The organism is Arthrobacter sp. Helios, from assembly GCF_023167125.1.
Taxonomy (GTDB): domain Bacteria; phylum Actinomycetota; class Actinomycetes; order Actinomycetales; family Micrococcaceae; genus Arthrobacter_B; species Arthrobacter_B luteolus.
The window spans coordinates 992855-1010147 of record NZ_CP095402.1 but is presented as its reverse complement, the minus strand read 5'-3'; the positions used below and the strand labels follow the sequence as shown (position 1 = coordinate 1010147).

The following is a 17293-nucleotide window of genomic DNA, read 5'->3' as shown; positions in this document are numbered from 1 at the left end:
CTGGACTGCTAGGTCGTTTGGGGGTGCCAGATCAGTCCGGCGAACCGGCCGGTGGGTGCGTCCCGGCGGTGCGAGAAAAGGTCCGGTTCTTCCATGGTGCATCCGGGAAGCCGGAACGTGTCCACCCCGAGGCCCTGGAGCTGGGCCGCAGCTGCGGCCGGAAGGTCCAGCGCGGGGGTACCCCAGCTGGTCCGGGACGCGGCACCCGGGAGGTGGGCTGCGTCGGCGAGCATGGCTTCGGGGACCTCATAGCAGCGTCCACAAACGCTGGGGCCGATCCAGGCCGTCAGCTCTCCGGCTCCGGCGGCCCGCATGGCCTGGACGGTGTTGGGCAGGATCCCGCCGAGCAGCCCGGCACGCCCGGCATGGGCGGCTGCGGTTACCGGTGCACCGGCAGTGCGGGTTCCAGCAAGGACCACGGGCACGCAGTCGGCCACCATCACTGCCAGCGGGGCCGATCCGTCAGGGCTGAGCAGGGCGTCAGCGACCGGGGGCGCTTCTTCCGGCCCCTCTTCCTGAGCCCCGTCCAGGGCCGGGATCCGGGCGACGGTGGCGGAGTGGACCTGCTCCATGAATCTGAGGGATCCCGGAAGGATCCCCATGTGCTCCTCCAGGGAGCGGCGGCGCTCACGGACGGCCCCCGGATCATCGCCGACATGCAGCGCGAGGTTGCCTGCGGGAGTGCCGGTGAATGCAACCCGAAGGCCGCCGGGGCCGTGCCCCTCCCACCAAAACATTCGCTCAGACAACCTCGCGCCGATCTGCAGGTACTGCGTTCTGCTTTTACTTCAGCTGGTTCTTACTTCAGGAAGTCGGGAACATCCAGGTCGTCCTGGCGTCCTGCACTCAGGTCGGGCTCGACGACGGCCGGAAGGTCGATGTCGAATCCGGCGTCTGCGGGAATATCGCTCACCTGCGGGCGCTGGGCCCAGGCGGAGGTTCCGCCCGCAACACCGGCGGCCGCGGCAGCCGGAGGAGTCAGCGGTTCGGCCGGCTTGGCTGCAGACGGCTGGGACGTGACGTCCACCTGGTCGAAACCGGCGGCAATGACCGTGACGCGCGCTTCGTCGCCCAGGGCATCGTCAATGACGGCACCGAAGATGATGTTGGCTTCGGGGTGGGCGACTTCCTGGACCAGGCGGGCTGCCTCGTTGATCTCGAACAGACCGAGGTCGGAACCACCCTGGATCGAAAGCAGGACGCCGTGGGCGCCGTCAATCGATGCCTCAAGCAGCGGCGAAGCAATGGCCAGTTCCGCGGCCTTGACGGCGCGGTCCTCTCCCCTGGCCGAGCCGATGCCCATGAGCGCCGATCCGGCACCCTGCATCACAGACTTGACGTCGGCGAAGTCAAGGTTGATCAGGCCCGGAGTGGTGATCAGGTCGGTGATGCCCTGGACGCCGGACAGCAGCACCTGGTCCGCCGAACGGAACGCGTCCAGCATGGATACGTTGCGGTCGCTGATCGAGAGCAGGCGGTCGTTGGGGATGACGATGAGGGTATCGACTTCGTCCCGCAGGGTGTCGATGCCCGATTCGGCCTGGTTGGAACGACGGCGGCCTTCGAAGGTGAAGGGCCGGGTCACAACGCCGATGGTCAGGGCACCCAGCGAGCGTGCGATCCGGGCCACCACGGGCGCTCCGCCGGTGCCGGTTCCGCCGCCTTCGCCTGCGGTCACGAAGACCATGTCCGCACCGCGCAGCACCTCTTCGATTTCCTCGGCATGGTCCTCGGCAGCCTTGCGGCCAACTTCGGGATCCGCGCCGGCGCCGAGGCCGCGGGTCAGTTCACGTCCAACATCGAGCTTGACGTCGGCGTCGCTCATCAGCAGAGCCTGCGCATCAGTATTGATGGCAATGAACTCCACTCCGCGGAGTCCGACGTCGATCATTCGGTTTACGGCATTCACGCCACCGCCGCCGATGCCGACGACCTTGATGACGGCCAAGTAATTCTGCGGTGCTGCCACGTCCTGTGTCCCTTGTTCGAATCTGTGCAACTGATCAATGCGGCCGGGACTTCCCCAGCCAAAACCTTCAACCGAACAACCTTAACCCTCGAGTTGAGGGTTATAGTTATGTCAAGTAATGCTCTATCCACGACGCTATGGGGCTGCGATAGCTTCCGCAATTACCGTCCCGCGCGTGTCGGTCAGAATCTTTTGCCGGTATTTCCCGGCGGTGTCCGGTCACCGGGTTACCGGCCGGTTCGGGGTGCTCACATCGAACACCTGGACCGGCGGATCCGTGGCCGGAACCAGCAGCAGGGCTTCCAGTGCCTTCGCTTTTGCCGCGTTGGCGTCCGAGCTGCCCCAAAAAACCGTCTGGCCGTTGGCCAGCTTGAGTTCAACCGAGTCGAGGGTCTCTGCCGAGGCATGGTCGAGCTGCGCCAGCACACCCTGGGGCAGGGCTGCCAGCACCGCGGTCACCGTGGAGAAAACCTCGCTGTTGACCGCATCCGCGCCGCCGTCGATCAGCGGCAAAGCCGCCGCTCCCCGCTCCCCCACGGCTTTGAGCTGACGTCCGTCTTCATCGATGAGCAGGAACTCGCGGCCGTTCTGCAGCACGGCCACCGGCACGCGTTCGGTGATGGTGACCAGCAGGTCCGAGGGCGGCACCGCCGCCACCTCAACTTTTTCCACTTCCGGGCGGGCCGCCAGCAGTTCTCCGGCATCCGCATCGGAAATGAGGGTCAGCGGGGTACCCAGCAGCGGAGCAAGTGCCGCTTCGGCTTCTTCCACGGTCAGGAGTGAATTGCCCTGCACCTGGAGGTTCTTGACCTCCAGCGCCGGAGAGAAAAACAGCACCGCGAACAGGGCAGCGAGCAGCGCGGCGGACACCCCGGTGCCGATCAGCACGTACCGGCGCCGGCGCCGCACCGGGGGTTCCGGGAAGGCCAGGATGCTGGCTTCGGCGGCGGATCCCTGGATCCCGTCCGCCGGGCCTGACTGCTTATCTGCTGCGGCAGTGCCCCGGCTGCCGACGGACCGGGCGGAGGGGGCTGCCGCCGGCTCCCAGTCCCGGGAGGCACCGATATTCCCGGGGGCCCCGTCCGCACCGGTTTTCCCGGGCGCCCCGGCTCCAGCGGCTGCCGCGCCGGGCCAGAGTTCGTGGATCTGGGCACCTTCGCTGGGCAGAAGCTGCACCTTGGAGGAGTTCGCGGCGGAACGTGGACCGGCGGACGAAGCCGCTGGCTCCTGTCCCGGTGCCTCCGGACCGGGGCGGCCGGCAGCGGTGCTTCCAGCCAGGGAATCCGGGGAGGCCGCAGCCCTGCCCCGGCGGACAGTTGAAGGCGGCCGGAGCTCTCCGCCCGCGCCGGCAGGAGGCTGTCTGGGCTTCCTACCTGCCATCGGCACCGCTTTCCGCTCCGTTACCGGCTGCGCTGAGTGCCTCAAGGATGACCGGTCCGTACTGGGTGACGTCACCGGCCCCGACGGTCAGGACAATGTCCCCTTCAACGGCACGGCCTGCGATGGCCCGCACAGCGGAGAGGGGATCCGGCGCGACTTCTCCGGGGGTGCTCAGCAGGTCGGTGATGAGCCCGCTGGTGACGCCGGGAATCGGATCCTCGCGGGCAGGATAGATCTCCAGCACCGTTACGGAGTCGGCCAGGTCCAAAGCGGCGGCAAACTCTGCGGCGAAGTTCCGGGTGCGGCTGAACAGGTGGGGCTGGAAGAGCACGTGCACGGCGTTGTCCCCCGCTACCGCACGGGCTGCCTGCATGGCAGCGGCAACCTCGGTGGGGTGGTGGGCGTAATCATCAAAAACGCGGACGCCGCGTGATGTGCCCTTGGCTTCGAACCGCCGGGCGGCTCCGGTGAAAGCGGCCAGCCCGTCCGCGGCGGTCTGGGGGTCAACCCCCAGATCCAGTGCCACGGTAAAGGCGGCAGCCGCGTTGAGGATATTGTGCCGGCCGGGAACCTGCAGCTGCAGCTGCTGCTCGAATCCGCGGCCCGCGGCGGAGAAATGCAGTGTGCTGGAACTGGTCCGGCCGTCCGCGGTGGTGCCGCTGATCCGCACGTCCGCGTCCGGCGAGTAGCCGTAGGTCCTGGTCCGCGGGGGTGAGTTCCGCGCCAGCAGGTCCCGGACGCCCGGATCGTCGGCGCAGGCGACGAGCAGCCCGTCGGCGGGAAGCAGCTCGACGAATCTGTCGAAGGACGCGAAAACAGCCTCGGCGGTTCCGTAGTGGTCCAGGTGGTCGGCTTCGACGTTGGTCACCACGGTGATCTGCGGTGAGTAGTTCAGGAAGGACCCGTCGGACTCGTCCGCTTCGGCGACAAATACGCTGCCTGACCCGGCGGCGGCATTCACCCCCAGCGCTGCGACGTCCCCGCCGATGGCGAAGGAGGGGTCGAGGCCCGCTTCGCGCAGCAGGACGGTGATCATCGCCGTCGTTGTGGTCTTGCCGTGGGTCCCTGCGACGGCCACCAGGTCCTGGCTGCCCATCGCTGCGGCGAGTGCCACCGAGCGGTGGATGATCCGCAGGCCCGCGGATTCGGCGGCGGCCAGCTCGGGGTTGTCCGGACGGATGGCCGTGGACACCACCACGGTGTCAACGTCCCGGACGTTGGCGGCGTCGTGCCCCACCGAGATCCTGGCGCCCAGGGCTTCCAGGGCACGCAGCCCGGCTGAGTCCTTGGCGTCGGATCCGGAGACTGCCGCTCCGCGGCCCAGCATCACCCGCGCGACGGCGGACATTCCGGCGCCGCCGAGGCCGATGAAGTGGACGCGGCCCAGTGCCGGAAGATCGATCGTGCTCATGCTTCTTTCCGTTCCGCTGCTTCCAGGATCAGCGCAGCCATCTGTGTATCGGCGTCCCGGATGCCCCGGGCGGCGGATGCGGCTGCCATGGTTGCCAGCGCCGCCGGATCCAGCAGCAGCGGTATGAGCTTCTCCGAAATCCATTCGGGGGTGAACAGGGAGTCGCGGACCAGCAGGGCGCCTCCGGCCTCCACCAGCCCGGCGGCATTGAGCGCCTGCTCACCGTTGCCGTGCGGCAGCGGCACCAGGACTGCGGGCAGCCCGACGGCGGAAATTTCGCTGACGGTTCCGGCACCGGAACGGGCCAGCAGCAGGTCAGCTGCCGCATAGGCCAGTTCCATGCCGTCCACGTACTCCACCTGGCGGTAGAGGGGTGCCGTCAGTGCCTTGCCTTCGGCGTCCGCCGCAGCTTTGCCGCGGCCGGTCACGTGAAGGGTCTGGATTCCGGCCGCCGCGAGGGCCGGCAGGGCGGCGGTGATGGCAGCGTTGATGCTGGCGGCACCGGAGGACCCGCCCGTCACCACCAGGGTGGGCAGGTCCGGGTCCAGGCCGAGCGCGGAACGGGCGGTACCGCGGGCGGCGGTCCGGTCCAGCTGGGAGATCTCCCGGCGCATGGGCATCCCTACCCAGCGGGCACCGGGCAGCTTGGTCTCTTCGAAGGCCACCCCCACGACTTCGGCGTTCCGGGCGCCGACCCGGTTGGCCAGGCCGGGACGGGCATTGGCCTCGTGCACGATGATCGGGATCCGGCGCTTGCGGGCCGCGAGATAGACCGGAGTCGAAACGTAGCCGCCAACCCCTACGACGACGTCGGCCTGGGCCTCGTCCAGAATGTCGCCTGCCTGCCGCACGGCGCGCGAGAGCCTGGCCGGAAGCCGGGCAAGGTCGCCGCTGGGGCGGCGCGGCATGGGAACCCGGTCAATCACGGCCAGCTCGTAGCCGGCCGCCGGAACCAGACGGGTCTCCATGCCGGAGGACGTGCCCACCACCTTTATGCGGGCCTCGGGCCGCAACTGCCTAACGGCGTCGGCAATGGCCAGCAGCGGGCTGATGTGCCCTGCTGTGCCGCCTCCGGCGAGAACAACGGAAAGTGGGGACTGCGTCATGGAGCTGCGGGTTCCCTTTCAGGGATAGTGCGGGCAAAGGACAGAAGGACTCCAACGGCTGCCAGCGTGAAGGTCAGCGAGGACCCGCCGTAGGAGATGAACGGAAGCGGAACGCCGATCACGGGAAACAGTCCGGTGACCATGGCGATGTTGACGAAGGCCTGGCCGATGATCCACACCAGGATGCAGCCGCAGACGATCCGGATGAACGGCTGGGTGTGGCGCATGGTCACCCGCACGGTGGCCACTGCAAGGATACCGAAGAGCGCCAGGACCACCAGGGTGCCGAGCAGGCCGAACTCCTCGCCGATGATGGCGAAGATGAAGTCGTTGTGGGCTTCGGGGATCCACGTCCACTTCTGCCGGCTCTGGCCGATGCCAACGCCCAGCCAGCCGCCCGATGCCAGCGCGTACATCCCCGCGTTGGCCTGGTCGCAGAGCCCGGCGGAGCAATCGATCTGGAGCCACGCACTGATCCGGCTGGTGCGGTTTCCACTGATGGCGGACATCAGCAGGCCGCCGGCGCCGGCCGCCAGCGCCAGGAGGCCAAGGAGCTTCAAGCGCACACCGGCGAAGAAGAGGGCGGCGAGCATAATGGCGCCCATAATCAGCACGGTGCCGAGGTCGTGGCCGGCCATCACGAGCGCCACCAGGATGCCGGCACCGGGAACGGCCGGAATCAGGGCATGCAGCGGCTGGTCGATGAGGCCTTTCTTGCGGGACAGGACCATGGCCAGCCAGATCGCCATGGCCAGCTTGGCAGCCTCCGAGGGCTGTCCGGTAACCGGTCCGAAGGTCAGCCAGTTCTTGTTGCCGTTGACCTCTTCACCGACGATCAGCACCAGGACCAGCAGGAAGGCCGCACCAAGCAGCGCGGGCCAGGCGATGAAACGGTAGAAACGCGGACCGAATTTGGAGAGCATGAGCATGGCCGCAACACCGATGGCGGCGAAAATCAGCTGCTTGACGAAAAGATCGAAGGTGCTGGCCGCATTAGCACCGGAACCGGCGGCCGCAGCGATCGCTTCCACGGAGGAGGCGGAGAGCACCATCATCAGCCCGATCACGGTCAGCGCCAGCGTCGATCCGAGGATCATGTAATAGCTGGACCCGGTGGCCTTCGCGTCGCTGCCCTCCAGCAGGACCATAAAACGCTCCAGGTGGTCCTTGAGCCGCCGCTTAGGGACCGGAGCGACGGTTTTGCCAGCAGCCTTCCCGGCTGCTGGCCCCTTGCCTGGTCTGGTGCCCGGTTTTGGGCCCGGTGTGGCTGCGGGGGCCGCCGGGCGTTTCCGCGCCGCCGGCTTCCGGGCCTTGCCCGTGGGCGTGGTCACCATCTACGGCTCCTTGGTGGTCTGCGCCTGTCCTTCCACGTAACCGCGGACAGCTTCGATGAAGGCCTCACCGCGGTGGGCATAGGAACGGAACTGGTCCATGGACGCCGATGCCGGCGCCATCAGGACCGTGTCTCCGGCCTCCGCCGCGGCGGCCGCGGCCGCAACTGCTGCGGCCATGACTGCCTCGCCGGTGGGCGGGCCTTCTCTTCCAGTGTCCGCTCCCGCAGCGTCGATCACGGGAACGTCGGGGGCGTGTCGGGCCAAAGCGCCGCGCAGCTCACTCGAATCGGTCCCGATGAGCACGACGGCGCGGAGCCGGCCGCGGTGGGCCTGGATGAGGCCGTCATAATGCACACCTTTGGAAAGCCCGCCGGCGATCCACACAACGGGCTGGAACGCTGCCAGGGAGGCCGCGGCCGCATGCGGGTTGGTGGCCTTTGAATCGTTGACCCACAGCACATCATGAAGCTTGGCAACCGGCTCGATCCGGTGCCCGCCGGGGGCATAGTTGCGCAGTCCGTCGCGGACGGCCACAGGTTCGACGCCGAAGGCCCGGACCAGCGCGGCCGCCGCCAGGGCGTTGGCGGCCAGGTGGCGCGGTGTGTGGTCCCCGAGATCCCCGAGCGAGGCCAGTTCGGCGGCCGAGTCGCGGCGCTGTTCGATGAACGCGCGGTCCACGAGCAGCCCTTCCACGATCCCGACCATGCTGATGGCAGGCATTCCGGTGGTGAAGCCCACGGCGCGGCAGCCTTCCACGACGTCGGCTTCCTCGACCATGCGCTCGGTTTCGGCCTGCTCGGCGTTGTAGATGCACGCAACCTGCGTGTTTTCGTAAACCTTGGCCTTGTCAGCCAGGTATGCCTCGTACCCTCCGTGCCAGTCCACATGGTCTTCGGCCACGTTCAGGCAGACGCTCGCCAGCGGGGACATGGTGTGGGTCCAGTGCAGCTGGAAACTGGAGAGCTCGACGGCGATTGCGTCCCAGCCCTGCGGGTCGCGGATGGCGTCAAGGATCGGAGTGCCGACGTTCCCGGCGGCGATGGCGCGGAGCCCGGCTGCGCGCAGCATGCTTTCCGTCATCGAGACCGTGGTCGTTTTTCCATTGGTACCGGTGATCGCCAGCCAGGGAGCTGTCGGCCGTCCTTCACGGATCCTCACGCGCCAGGCCAGCTCGACGTCGCCCCATACCGGCACGCCGGCGGCAGCGGCTTCGGCCAGCACCGGATGGGCCGGGCTGAAGCCCGGGGAGGTCACAACCAGCTCGGCCTGCTCGCCCGCCACCAGCGGCAGGGTCTGCGCATGTTCCGGACCAAGCAGGACGTCGTGGGCACCGACGATCCGCAGGGTGTCTGCCTTGCCGCGGTTCTCTTCGTTGTCACGGCCGTCAAACACCACCACCCGGGCGCCGAGCTCAATCAGCGTGTCTGCTGCGGAGAATCCGGAGAGGCCGATCCCGGCCACCACCACCCGCAGTCCGCGCCAGTCCGCATCCCAGGTGGTCAGCGGTGCGAGGCGGGGGGTCTCGGTGTAGGGAGTGCTCATTGTCCGGCCACCCAATCGGCGTAGAAGAGTCCCAGGGCCAGCGCGACGCAGAGCCCGCCGATGATCCAGAAGCGGACCACCACCGTGACTTCCGCCCAGCCCTTGAGCTCGAAGTGATGCTGCAGCGGTGCCATTTTGAAAACGCGTTTACCGCCGCTGAGCTTGAAGTACCCCACCTGGATGATGACGGAGGCGGAGATGATGACGAACAGCCCGGCCAGGATGACCAGCAGAAGTTCGGTCCGCGACAGGATGGCGAAGGCCGCAATGGCGCCGCCGATCGCCAGCGACCCGGTGTCGCCCATGAAGATTTTTGCCGGAGAGGTGTTCCACCAGAGGAAGCCGATCAGCGCTCCGGCCATGGCACCCGCGAGCAGTGCCAGGTCCAGCGGGTCGCGGACTTCGTAGCAGACGCCCGCGTCGGCGGGGGCGCCCAGGCAGCTCTGGTTGGACTGCCAGATGCCGATCAGGAAGTAGGCGCCGAAGACCAGCACCGAGGCTCCGGCGGCAAGGCCGTCCAGCCCGTCGGCAAGGTTTACGCCGTTGGTGGCCGCGGTGATGATGATGCTGGACCAGAGGATGAAGAGGATCGCACCGATGATGGTTCCCGCGAACGCCAGGTCGATGGCGGTGTCGCGGACAAAGGAAATGTTGGTCGAGGCAGGCGTGAGTCCGCCCTCGTCCGGGAACTGCAGCGCCAGCACGGCAAAGACAATGCCAACGATCGCCTGCAGCGTGATCTTGGCTTTCGCGTTCAGGCCGAGGGAGCGCTGCCGGGAGATCTTGGTGTAGTCGTCAATGAACCCGACCAGCCCCATTCCCACCATCAGGAACAGCACCAGGAGTCCGGAGGCGGACGGGCCGAAGCTGGTCGGGTTGATGGCGTGGCTGATGAGGTGCGTGACGAAGTAGGAGGCCACCACGGAGGCGACAATCACTGCCCCGCCCATGGTGGGTGTACCGCGCTTGGTGTGGTGCGACGTCGGACCGTCGTCGCGGACGAACTGTCCGTAGCCCTTGCGGACGAGGAAACGGATGAACAGCGGTGTGCCCGCGAAGGCCAGGACCAGCGCGAGGGAGCAGCCGATCAGGAGTGAAATCATCACAGTCCACCCCGCAGGGAGGGATCAGCGGAAGTCTCCGCGGCAGCTGGACCTTCGAGTGGGGTATTCAAGGCAATCCGATCACCAAGGAACCGCAGGCCGGCTCCGTTGGAAGATTTAAAGAGAACGATGTCGCCGGGTTCCAGGGCGGCTTCAAGAACCGCCTGCGCCTCTTCGGGGCTCTGGACGAACTGGGACTCGTCACCCCAGGAACCTTCCATGACGGCACCCGTGTGCAGGGCCCGGGCTCCGGTTCCGACGACGATGAGTTTGGAGATATTCAGGCGCACGGCGTACCGGCCGATCGCGTCGTGTTCGGTGACGGATTCCGGGCCGAGTTCGAGCATTTCGCCCAGCACAGCCCAGGTCCGGCGGCCTTTGCCGAGTTCCGCAAGGGTGCGCAGGGCGGCCCGCATGGATTCGGGGTTGGCGTTGTAGGCATCGTTGATCACAGTGACGCCGTCGGGCCGGTCGGTCCGTTCCATCCGCCAGCGGCTGGCGGCTTTCTGCCCGGAAAGGCCGGCGGCGATGTCCGCGGGGGCAATGCCGGCGGCCCACGCCGCACCGGCGGCGGCGAGCAGGTTCGCTGTGTGGTGCATACCGATCAGGCCGGATTCGACCCGGTGTGAGCTGCCGTCGGGGAAGCGGAGGCTGAACACCGGCCGGCCCTCGGAATCGGTGCCGGCGTCGACGGCCCGGAGGGTTTGGTGGCCGCCCGGGAGTTCGTCGGAGGAAGAGGTAAAGAGCAGGACCTTCGCGGTGGTGCGCTTGTCCATGGCGGCGACGCGGATATCGTCCCCGTTGAGGATGACTGTCCCTTCAGGCGCGATGGCCTCCGCAAGTTCACCCTTGGCCTGGGCAATGTTCTCCACGCCGCCGAACTCACCGGCGTGTGCTGTGCCGACGCAAAGGACCACACCGATGTCCGGACGGACCATGTCCGCCAGGTAGGAGATGTGCCCAATGCCCGTGGCGCCCATTTCCACTACCAGGTAGCGGGTGCCGTGGCCGGAGCTGAAGATGGTCAGCGGAACGCCGACCTCCCCGTTGTAGGAGCCCACCGGGGCAACGGTCTCTCCGTGGGCTGACAGGATGCCGGCCAGCAGATCCTTGGTGGTGGTCTTGCCGGCGGACCCCGTGATGCCGATGACGGTCAGCGGGCCGTCGGCCCGCAGCCGCCGCACGATCTCCGCGGCGATGCCGCCCATGGCCAGGACGGCGTCCGGCACCACGATTCCGGGGAATACGGTGCCGCCGGCATCGGTGACGGGGCGTTCCGTCAGCGCCAGGGAAGCACCGGCTTCGAAGGCCTGGGCCACGAAGAGGTGGCCGTCGGAAACCTCGCCGGGCTTGGCGATAAACAGCGTGCCTTCCCCCGCCCCGCGGGAGTCGGTCGTGGCTGACGTCACTGAGATGGACGGGTCGGTGGCTGCTGCCCCCACCAGTGTGCCGCCCGTGATGGCCGCTATTTCGGCTGCATTAAGTTCAATCATGACGATTTAGGACTCTACCCCGTCGCCTGAAAGCACCGTGAATCCGGCCTGGGCCAGGGCGGCCCGCAGTTCGACCCGGTCATCCAGAGCATGGTTCACTCCTTTGACCTCCTGCCAGACCTCGTGGCCGCGCCCGGCCACCAGGACAGTGTCCTGCGGTCCGGCAGCCTCCACGGCACGGGCAATGGCGGCAGCACGCGGAGCAACCTCCAGGATGGTGCAGCTGCGTCCGGAGGCGGACTGCTGACTGTGCGCACCGCGGAGCACATCCGCCCGGATGGCTGCCTCGTCCTCGTCGTGCGGGTCATCGTCGGTGACAATTACCACGTCGGCGAGCCTGGCCGCGATGGCACCCATCAGCGGCCGTTTGGTCTGGTCCCGCTCACCGGTGGCACCAAAAACCACGATCACCCGGCCGCCGGGGCGCCGGACGGATTCCAGTGTGCGCGACAGCGCATCGGGGTTGTGGGCAAAATCGACGATCGCTGCCGGGGACTCGCTGATGAGCTGCATGCGTCCGGGCACCTCGACAGTAAACGGATCGTGCTCATCCAGCGCCCGCTGGACGTCCTCCACGGAGGCGCCTGTCTGCAGGACCATGGCCAGCGCCAGGGCGGCGTTGGAAACGTTGAAGGTTCCCGGCAGGCCGGTCCTGACCCGCAGCGGCTCGCCCTGCAGCGGGCGCAGTTCGAACGTGTGGCCGAGCCCGTCGCGGGTGACGGCACGGACCTGCCAGTCGGCGCCGGTGGCCTCGCCGCTGGTGGAGAGAGTGATGCCGCGCTCCCCCGCCACGTCGGCCATCTGCCGGCCCCACGCGTCGTCAACGGTTACGACGGCCCGGCGGCACCTGCCGGCGCTGAACAGCGCGGCTTTCGCCTCGAAGTACTCTTCCATGGAACCGTGCAGGTCCAGGTGGTCCTGGGTGAGGTTGGTGAAGCCGGCAACGTCGAAAACGACCCCGTCCACGCGGCGGTAGGAGATCGCGTGGGATGAGACTTCCATGGCGGCCGCATCCAGTCCCCGCTCGCGCATCAGCGCAAGCAGCCCGTGGACCTGGGGTGATTCCGGCGTCGTCAGGACGCTGGGAATGGGTTCACCACCGGCCAGGATTTCGATGGTGCCGATCAGCCCGGTGGACTTCCCCAGCGCCTGCAGCAGAGAGTTGATGAAGTAAGTAGTGGTGGTTTTACCGTTCGTTCCGGTGATGCCGAACAGCACGGGCGCGGAGCCGTCACGCGGCTGGCTGTTGAAGACCGCTGCCGACAGCGGCCCGACGAGCCGCCGGATGTCCTCGGCGGTGAAGACCGGCAGCCCTGTCTCGGGAAGCTGAGCCAGCCCTGCACTGTCGGTGAGCACCGCTGCAGCTCCGGCGGCCGCGGCATCGCCGGCGAAGACCGCGCCGTGGTGGCGGGCGCCCGGAAGGGCCAGGTAAAGGTCTCCGGGAACAATCTGGCGTGAGTTGATGCTCACGCCGGTCAGTTCTGTTCCCCACCCGGACGCGCCGGTGCCGGGAGCAGCCTGGATCGCAGGAGCTCCCGGGGGCAGCGCTGCCGCGGCATCGCCCAGGGTGACCGGGCGGACCCGTTCGGGGCGCATGCCGCTTCCGGCGCGCTGATTATTGCTATGTGGCACTGCACTGCTCCAGCTTTAGTACTCGATGGGGTAAATGTCCGGTTCCCCCGTGGAGGGGGCAACGTTGTGGGTGGTCAGAACCTGTTCCATGACCTTCTGGAAGGTCTTGCCCGGTTCGACGTAGTAGAGGTCGCCTTTGGGGCGCTGAATGGTCACAACGGCGACGTACTTCGGATCGTCCATGGGTGCAATACCAGCATAGGAGACGGTGACGCCGTCATATCCGCCGTTGGGGCTGGGAGCCTCAGCTGTACCCGTTTTTGCACCGACACGGTACTTTTCCAGGGCACCCGAGGAACCGGATCCTTCCACCGTGACGGTCTCCAGCATGCGCTGGACCTCCTCGGCGGTTTTCTTCGAGACCACACGGGTACCCTCACCGCTGTCGATGGTGTGCTCCCCGCCGTCGGCATCGATGGTCGAGTCGACCAGGCGGGGGGCCAGCCGCACGCCGTCGTTGGCGATCGTCTGGTAGACCATGGCGGTGTGCAGCGCCGTCTGGGTCAGGCCCTGACCGAAGAGGACGGTGTACTGCTGGCGGCTGTCCCACAGCTCCGGTTTTGCCAGCAGTCCCGAGGTCTCGCCGTTGAGGCCGGTGCCGAGCTCGGTTCCAATGCCGAACTTCCGCATCCAGTCGTAGCGTTCCTGCGGGGTCAGCTGCTCGCCGACCATCACCGTTCCGGTGTTCAGCGAATTGGCCAGGATGCCGGAGGCTGTCATCTGCAGCGTGCCGTGTTCGTACGCGTCCTTGAACGTCTGCCCGTCGACGGTGTAGTTCGAGTTGATCAGGAAGGGGGAGGTCGGGGTGATGAGCCCCTCTTCGATTGCGGCCGCCATGGTGATGACCTTGGTGGTGGAACCGGGTTCAAAGGAATCCGTGACGGACCGCGCCTTGCGGGAATCCGCTTCGGTGGCGCCGGGGTTGTTAGGATCAACCGTGGTGGATTCGGCCATGGCCAGTATGTTGCCGGTCGCCACCTCGACCACCACCACGTTGCCCCACTCCGCGTTGTATTCCCGTGTCTGGGCCGCAATAGCGTCCTGGGCAAACCACTGCAGGTCCTGGTCGATCGTGAGCTTGATCGAGTCGCCGTCCTTCACGGGGACGTCTTCGTTCGTGGCGTAGGGAATGCGGATGCCGTCGCCGCCGATTTCATAGGTCTTACTGCCTGCCTCGCCCGCCAGGATGCTGTCCTGTGTCAGCTCCAGCCCTTCCTGGGCTCCCTCCGTGCCGAGGAAACCGACGATCGAGCCGGCGACTGCCCCGGAGGGGTAGGTGCGGAGGGTGGTGCGGTCGGCGTAGACTCCGGGGAATTTGACGGCGAGCACCTTGTCGCGGATCTCCGGAGTGACGGTCTTCGCGACGAAGTTGAAGCCCTTCTCCCCCAGGATGGAACGGCGCAGTGTGTCTGCGTCCTGTCCCAGGATCGCGGAGAGCTCATCGAACGCCTGGTCGAAGGTGACGTCCTCCCACTCACCTTCAGGGGTCCGGCGGGGGTACTCGTCTTTGTCCTGGGACAACCGCTGGTCCACCACTATGTCGAAGCGTTCCACGCTGCGCGCCAGGTAGTTGCCGTTGGCATCGAGGATTCCGCCGCGCAGGGCGGGAACGGTGGTGGTTACCAGCCGGTTGGCGACGGCGGCTTCTGCTTTGCCTTCCGGGTCCAGGCCCTGGACCTGGAACAGCCGGACCCCAAGCAAGGTGAGCAGAACAAGGGCTATCACCAGTCCTGCGCGAAGCCGTCCGGAGACGAGGAACACCCTGTGGTCCTCCGGGGCCGGAGTCTGTCCTGCTCTTGCCACAACGTGTCCTCGTGGGTATTTGGTGGTTACTGTCCGCTTCTCTGGCTCGGGGCCGGAATGGTGCCGCCGTTCAGGTCTGCTTCGGGGGCGGCAGGTGCCGGTGCCTCCGGGGATGCATCCGCGGCTGCCGGCGCACTGTCCTGTGCCTCCGCAGCCCGGACGTTCTCCACCGGTTTCTCCGGCTCTGCCGGCTGGGCCTGGGCCGGGGTGACCGGCTGGGTCAGGACCTGCGGCAGGCCGATGAGAGCTTCGCGCTTGGTGCCCTCCTTGGCCGGCTCGGGGTTGCCCGTGACGGCCAGGGTCTGCAGATCGATCGTACCGAATGACGGGGACGACACCATTCCCAGTTCAGCGGCCGTGGCCGCCAGCACCTGGGGTGCCTGGTGATTTTCCACCTGCTGGGTGAGGGCTTCGTTCTTCTGTACGAGTTCCGTGCGCTGGTTCTGCAGCTGAACCAGCTGATACTGGCCGCTGGACACGGAGATGTTCAGGAGCAGCACCGCTGCCAGGCCTGCTGCCAGGAATACGAAACACAGGGCCGCGACGGGGACCCGCCGCCTGCGGGCCGCCGCTGGCACAAGGGAGAGCGGGGTCCTGCGGCGCGGGGCCGGCGCCTGCGGCTCTGCCGGTTCCCACTGCTCGCTGCGTGCCAGATTTCCCTGGACCGCGCGCAGCGGTGCCGCCGGACGGTGCCGCCGTGTCTCTTCAGTCATGACCGTGCCCCGTCCATGGTTGCCCGAATGCGCTCAACTGCCCGCAGCTTGGCGGACGCCGCCCGCGGGTTTTCGCCAATCTCCTGCTCCGTGGGAACCTCGGTGCCCTTGGTCAGCCGCTTCAGCTGCGCCTTGTGCTCTTCGAGTTCCACGGGGAAGCCCTTGGGTGCCGAGGACCGGGAGCCCGACGCGAAGATGTCCTTCACGATGCGGTCTTCGAGCGAGTGATATGACATCACGACGATCCGGCCTCCGACGCCCAGCACCGACAGTGCGGAGGGGATGGCGCGTTCCAGGACGTCCAGTTCCTCATTGACTTCGATCCGCAGGGCCTGGAAGGTCCGCTTGGCGGGGTGCCCTCCGGTGCGCGCGGCGGCGGCGGGAACAACAGAGCGGATGGCTTCGACCAGTTCGCCGGTGGTGGTGAAGGGTGTCTTGGCCCGGGCAGCCACGATTGCCGAGGCAATCCGGCCGGCGAACTTCTCTTCGCCCCAGCGGCGGATGATGGAAACCAGTTCGGCTTCGTCATAGGTGTTGACGATGTCCGCAGCCGTACGGCCGCGGCTGGTATCCATGCGCATGTCCAGCGGTGCGTCGTAGGAGTAGGCGAACCCGCGGTCCCGCTCGTCCAGCTGCATGGAAGAGACGCCCAGGTCGAAGAGTGCGCCGTCAATGAAGTCGAACCCGAGGTCCCGGACGACGTCGCCGACTTCGTCGTAGACCGCGTGGACCAGGTCAGTCCGGTCCTGATATGCGGCCAACCGTTCCCCTGCCAGGGCCAGTGCCTGCTGGTCCCGGTCAATGCCGATCACGTGGAGTTTGGGAAAGCGCTCCAGCGTCGCTTCGGTGTGCCCGCCCATGCCCAGGGTCGCGTCAACGACGACGGCGGTCCGGCCTGCCGCTTCAGCGGCCTCAATGCCCGGGGCGAGCAGGTTAATGCAGCGGTCCCGCAGGACGGGGATGTGCCGGTCTTCGGTGGGACGGTCTTCGCTCATTGGTCTCTCCTTCCGCTGCTGATCCGGTACGGCGGTTCTTGGACCAGATCCCCATCCGCGCCTCACGGTGCCCGCCTGGCTCCGGGGAAGGTGAGCCAGGTGAACATTCCGCGGGGCGGCTGGAGATCTCGTTCAAGATCCCGCCGGCTTCCCGGTTCCTGTATTTGGTGCCTGTACTTTGTTTCCTGCTGTTTACTGCTGTCCCGCTGATCTTGCTTCTAGAAGATCCCTGGCATCGCGTCTTCATCGGTTTCCGAGAAGGCGTTTTCCTGCTCCTCCAGATAGGTCTGCCATGCCGTGGCATCCCAGATCTCAGCACGGGTGCCCGCACCGATTACGGCGAGTTCACGACCGAGCCCGGCATACGAGCGCAGTGCCGGCGGGATGGTGATCCGGCCCTGCTTGTCAGGGATTTCGTCCGAGGCTCCGGACAGAAAAACACGAATGTAGTCACGGGCCTGGCGTGATGACAGCGGCGCCTGCCTCATCTGCTCGTGGACCTTTTCGAATTCCTTCTGGCTGAAGACGTAGATGCAGCGTTCCTGGCCCCGGGTCAAAACCAGCCCGTCGGCCAGCTCATCGCGGAATTTGGCGGGAAGGATGATTCGCCCCTTCTCGTCCAGGCGCGGTGAATGAGTTCCGAGGAACATCAGCCACCGCCTGTCCGATATGGGAGTTTTACCCCTCCTGCACCGCCCCTACCCTCTTACGTCCCCCACTTTACTCCACTTTGCTCCACAGTCAACGCAATTCGATAACGGTTTCCGGCGCGGCGTGCCGCCGCTTCCCAGTAATGGCGCGGGAAGGACCGG

Annotated in this window: 14 protein-coding genes; all 14 read right to left on the bottom strand. The window is 66.9% G+C overall.

From position 1 onward, the window contains the following. Nucleotides 1-8: 8 nt before the first annotated feature. The 14 genes from ArtHe_RS04435 to mraZ all read right to left on the bottom strand — a co-directional run bounded on the left by ArtHe_RS04435 (nt 9) and on the right by mraZ (nt 17131). Nucleotides 9-737, bottom strand: a complete 729-nt coding sequence (locus tag ArtHe_RS04435) for a polyphenol oxidase family protein (RefSeq protein WP_248318942.1) — start codon at nt 735-737, stop codon at nt 9-11. A 62-nt stretch (nt 738-799) separates the two neighbouring features. After that, a complete protein-coding gene (ftsZ, locus tag ArtHe_RS04430; RefSeq protein WP_066301280.1) occupies nt 800-1969 on the bottom strand; it encodes a cell division protein FtsZ in 1170 nt (389 codons plus the stop codon). Nucleotides 1970-2188: 219 nt separating this feature from the next. Further along, nucleotides 2189-3145, bottom strand: coding sequence for a cell division protein FtsQ/DivIB (locus tag ArtHe_RS04425; protein WP_248318941.1), 957 nt, complete (start codon nt 3143-3145; stop codon nt 2189-2191). 193 nt (nt 3146-3338) lie between these two features. Further along, nucleotides 3339-4760: a UDP-N-acetylmuramate--L-alanine ligase gene (gene murC, locus ArtHe_RS04420; RefSeq protein ID WP_248318940.1), complete on the bottom strand. Its 1422-nt coding sequence runs from the start codon at nt 4758-4760 to the stop codon at nt 3339-3341. Beyond that, nucleotides 4757-5866, bottom strand: coding sequence for an undecaprenyldiphospho-muramoylpentapeptide beta-N-acetylglucosaminyltransferase (gene murG / locus ArtHe_RS04415; protein ID WP_248318939.1), 1110 nt, complete (start codon nt 5864-5866; stop codon nt 4757-4759). Before murG ends, murC begins: the two co-directional genes overlap by 4 nt. Beyond that, on the bottom strand, nt 5863-7200 hold the full coding sequence (ftsW, locus tag ArtHe_RS04410) for a putative lipid II flippase FtsW (RefSeq protein WP_248318938.1): 1338 nt from the start codon (nt 7198-7200) through the stop codon (nt 5863-5865). The genes murG and ftsW overlap by 4 nt, the downstream gene beginning before the upstream one ends. Beyond that, complete coding sequence (gene murD / locus ArtHe_RS04405; RefSeq protein ID WP_248318937.1) at nt 7201-8742, bottom strand: UDP-N-acetylmuramoyl-L-alanine--D-glutamate ligase; 1542 nt, start codon at nt 8740-8742, stop codon at nt 7201-7203. It abuts the gene before it with no gap. Then, nucleotides 8739-9845 (bottom strand): phospho-N-acetylmuramoyl-pentapeptide-transferase, encoded by a 1107-nt coding sequence (gene mraY, locus ArtHe_RS04400; RefSeq protein WP_248318936.1) that lies wholly within the window; start codon nt 9843-9845, stop codon nt 8739-8741. The genes murD and mraY overlap by 4 nt, the downstream gene beginning before the upstream one ends. After that, nucleotides 9845-11338 (bottom strand): UDP-N-acetylmuramoyl-tripeptide--D-alanyl-D-alanine ligase, encoded by a 1494-nt coding sequence (gene murF, locus ArtHe_RS04395; protein ID WP_248318935.1) that lies wholly within the window; start codon nt 11336-11338, stop codon nt 9845-9847. Before murF ends, mraY begins: the two co-directional genes overlap by 1 nt. Before the next feature lie 6 nt (nt 11339-11344). Continuing rightward, complete coding sequence (locus tag ArtHe_RS04390) at nt 11345-12934, bottom strand: UDP-N-acetylmuramoyl-L-alanyl-D-glutamate--2,6-diaminopimelate ligase (RefSeq protein ID WP_248319666.1); 1590 nt, start codon at nt 12932-12934, stop codon at nt 11345-11347. A 51-nt stretch (nt 12935-12985) separates the two neighbouring features. Beyond that, a complete protein-coding gene (locus ArtHe_RS04385; RefSeq protein ID WP_248318934.1) occupies nt 12986-14773 on the bottom strand; it encodes a penicillin-binding protein 2 in 1788 nt (595 codons plus the stop codon). A gap of 26 nt (nt 14774-14799) precedes the next feature. Beyond that, on the bottom strand, nt 14800-15486 hold the full coding sequence (locus ArtHe_RS04380) for a hypothetical protein (protein ID WP_248318933.1): 687 nt from the start codon (nt 15484-15486) through the stop codon (nt 14800-14802). Beyond that, the gene (gene rsmH / locus ArtHe_RS04375; protein ID WP_248318932.1) at nt 15483-16481 is read right to left on the bottom strand and encodes a 16S rRNA (cytosine(1402)-N(4))-methyltransferase RsmH; all 999 of its coding nucleotides are present in this window, start codon (nt 16479-16481) and stop codon (nt 15483-15485) included. The genes ArtHe_RS04380 and rsmH overlap by 4 nt, the downstream gene beginning before the upstream one ends. 218 nt (nt 16482-16699) lie before the next feature. Then, entirely contained in the window at nt 16700-17131 is a 432-nt protein-coding gene (gene mraZ, locus ArtHe_RS04370; protein WP_248318931.1) for a division/cell wall cluster transcriptional repressor MraZ, read from the bottom strand. Nucleotides 17132-17293: the final 162 nt, after the last annotated feature.

Excerpts from the sequence above, each read along its gene's own strand:
- ArtHe_RS04390 (WP_248319666.1), bottom strand. The coding sequence starts at position 12,934 with ATGCGCCCCGAACGGGTCCGCCCGGTCACCCTGGGCGATGCCGCGGCA.
- mraY (WP_248318936.1), bottom strand. The coding sequence starts at position 9,845 with ATGATTTCACTCCTGATCGGCTGCTCCCTCGCGCTGGTCCTGGCCTTC.
- mraZ (WP_248318931.1), bottom strand. The coding sequence starts at position 17,131 with ATGTTCCTCGGAACTCATTCACCGCGCCTGGACGAGAAGGGGCGAATC.
- ArtHe_RS04435 (WP_248318942.1), bottom strand. The coding sequence starts at position 737 with ATGTTTTGGTGGGAGGGGCACGGCCCCGGCGGCCTTCGGGTTGCATTC.
- murD (WP_248318937.1), bottom strand. The coding sequence starts at position 8,742 with ATGAGCACTCCCTACACCGAGACCCCCCGCCTCGCACCGCTGACCACC.
- ArtHe_RS04380 (WP_248318933.1), bottom strand. The coding sequence starts at position 15,486 with ATGACTGAAGAGACACGGCGGCACCGTCCGGCGGCACCGCTGCGCGCG.
- rsmH (WP_248318932.1), bottom strand. The coding sequence starts at position 16,481 with ATGAGCGAAGACCGTCCCACCGAAGACCGGCACATCCCCGTCCTGCGG.
- murC (WP_248318940.1), bottom strand. The coding sequence starts at position 4,760 with ATGAGCACGATCGATCTTCCGGCACTGGGCCGCGTCCACTTCATCGGC.
- murF (WP_248318935.1), bottom strand. The coding sequence starts at position 11,338 with ATGATTGAACTTAATGCAGCCGAAATAGCGGCCATCACGGGCGGCACA.
- ftsW (WP_248318938.1), bottom strand. The coding sequence starts at position 7,200 with ATGGTGACCACGCCCACGGGCAAGGCCCGGAAGCCGGCGGCGCGGAAA.
- murG (WP_248318939.1), bottom strand. The coding sequence starts at position 5,866 with ATGACGCAGTCCCCACTTTCCGTTGTTCTCGCCGGAGGCGGCACAGCA.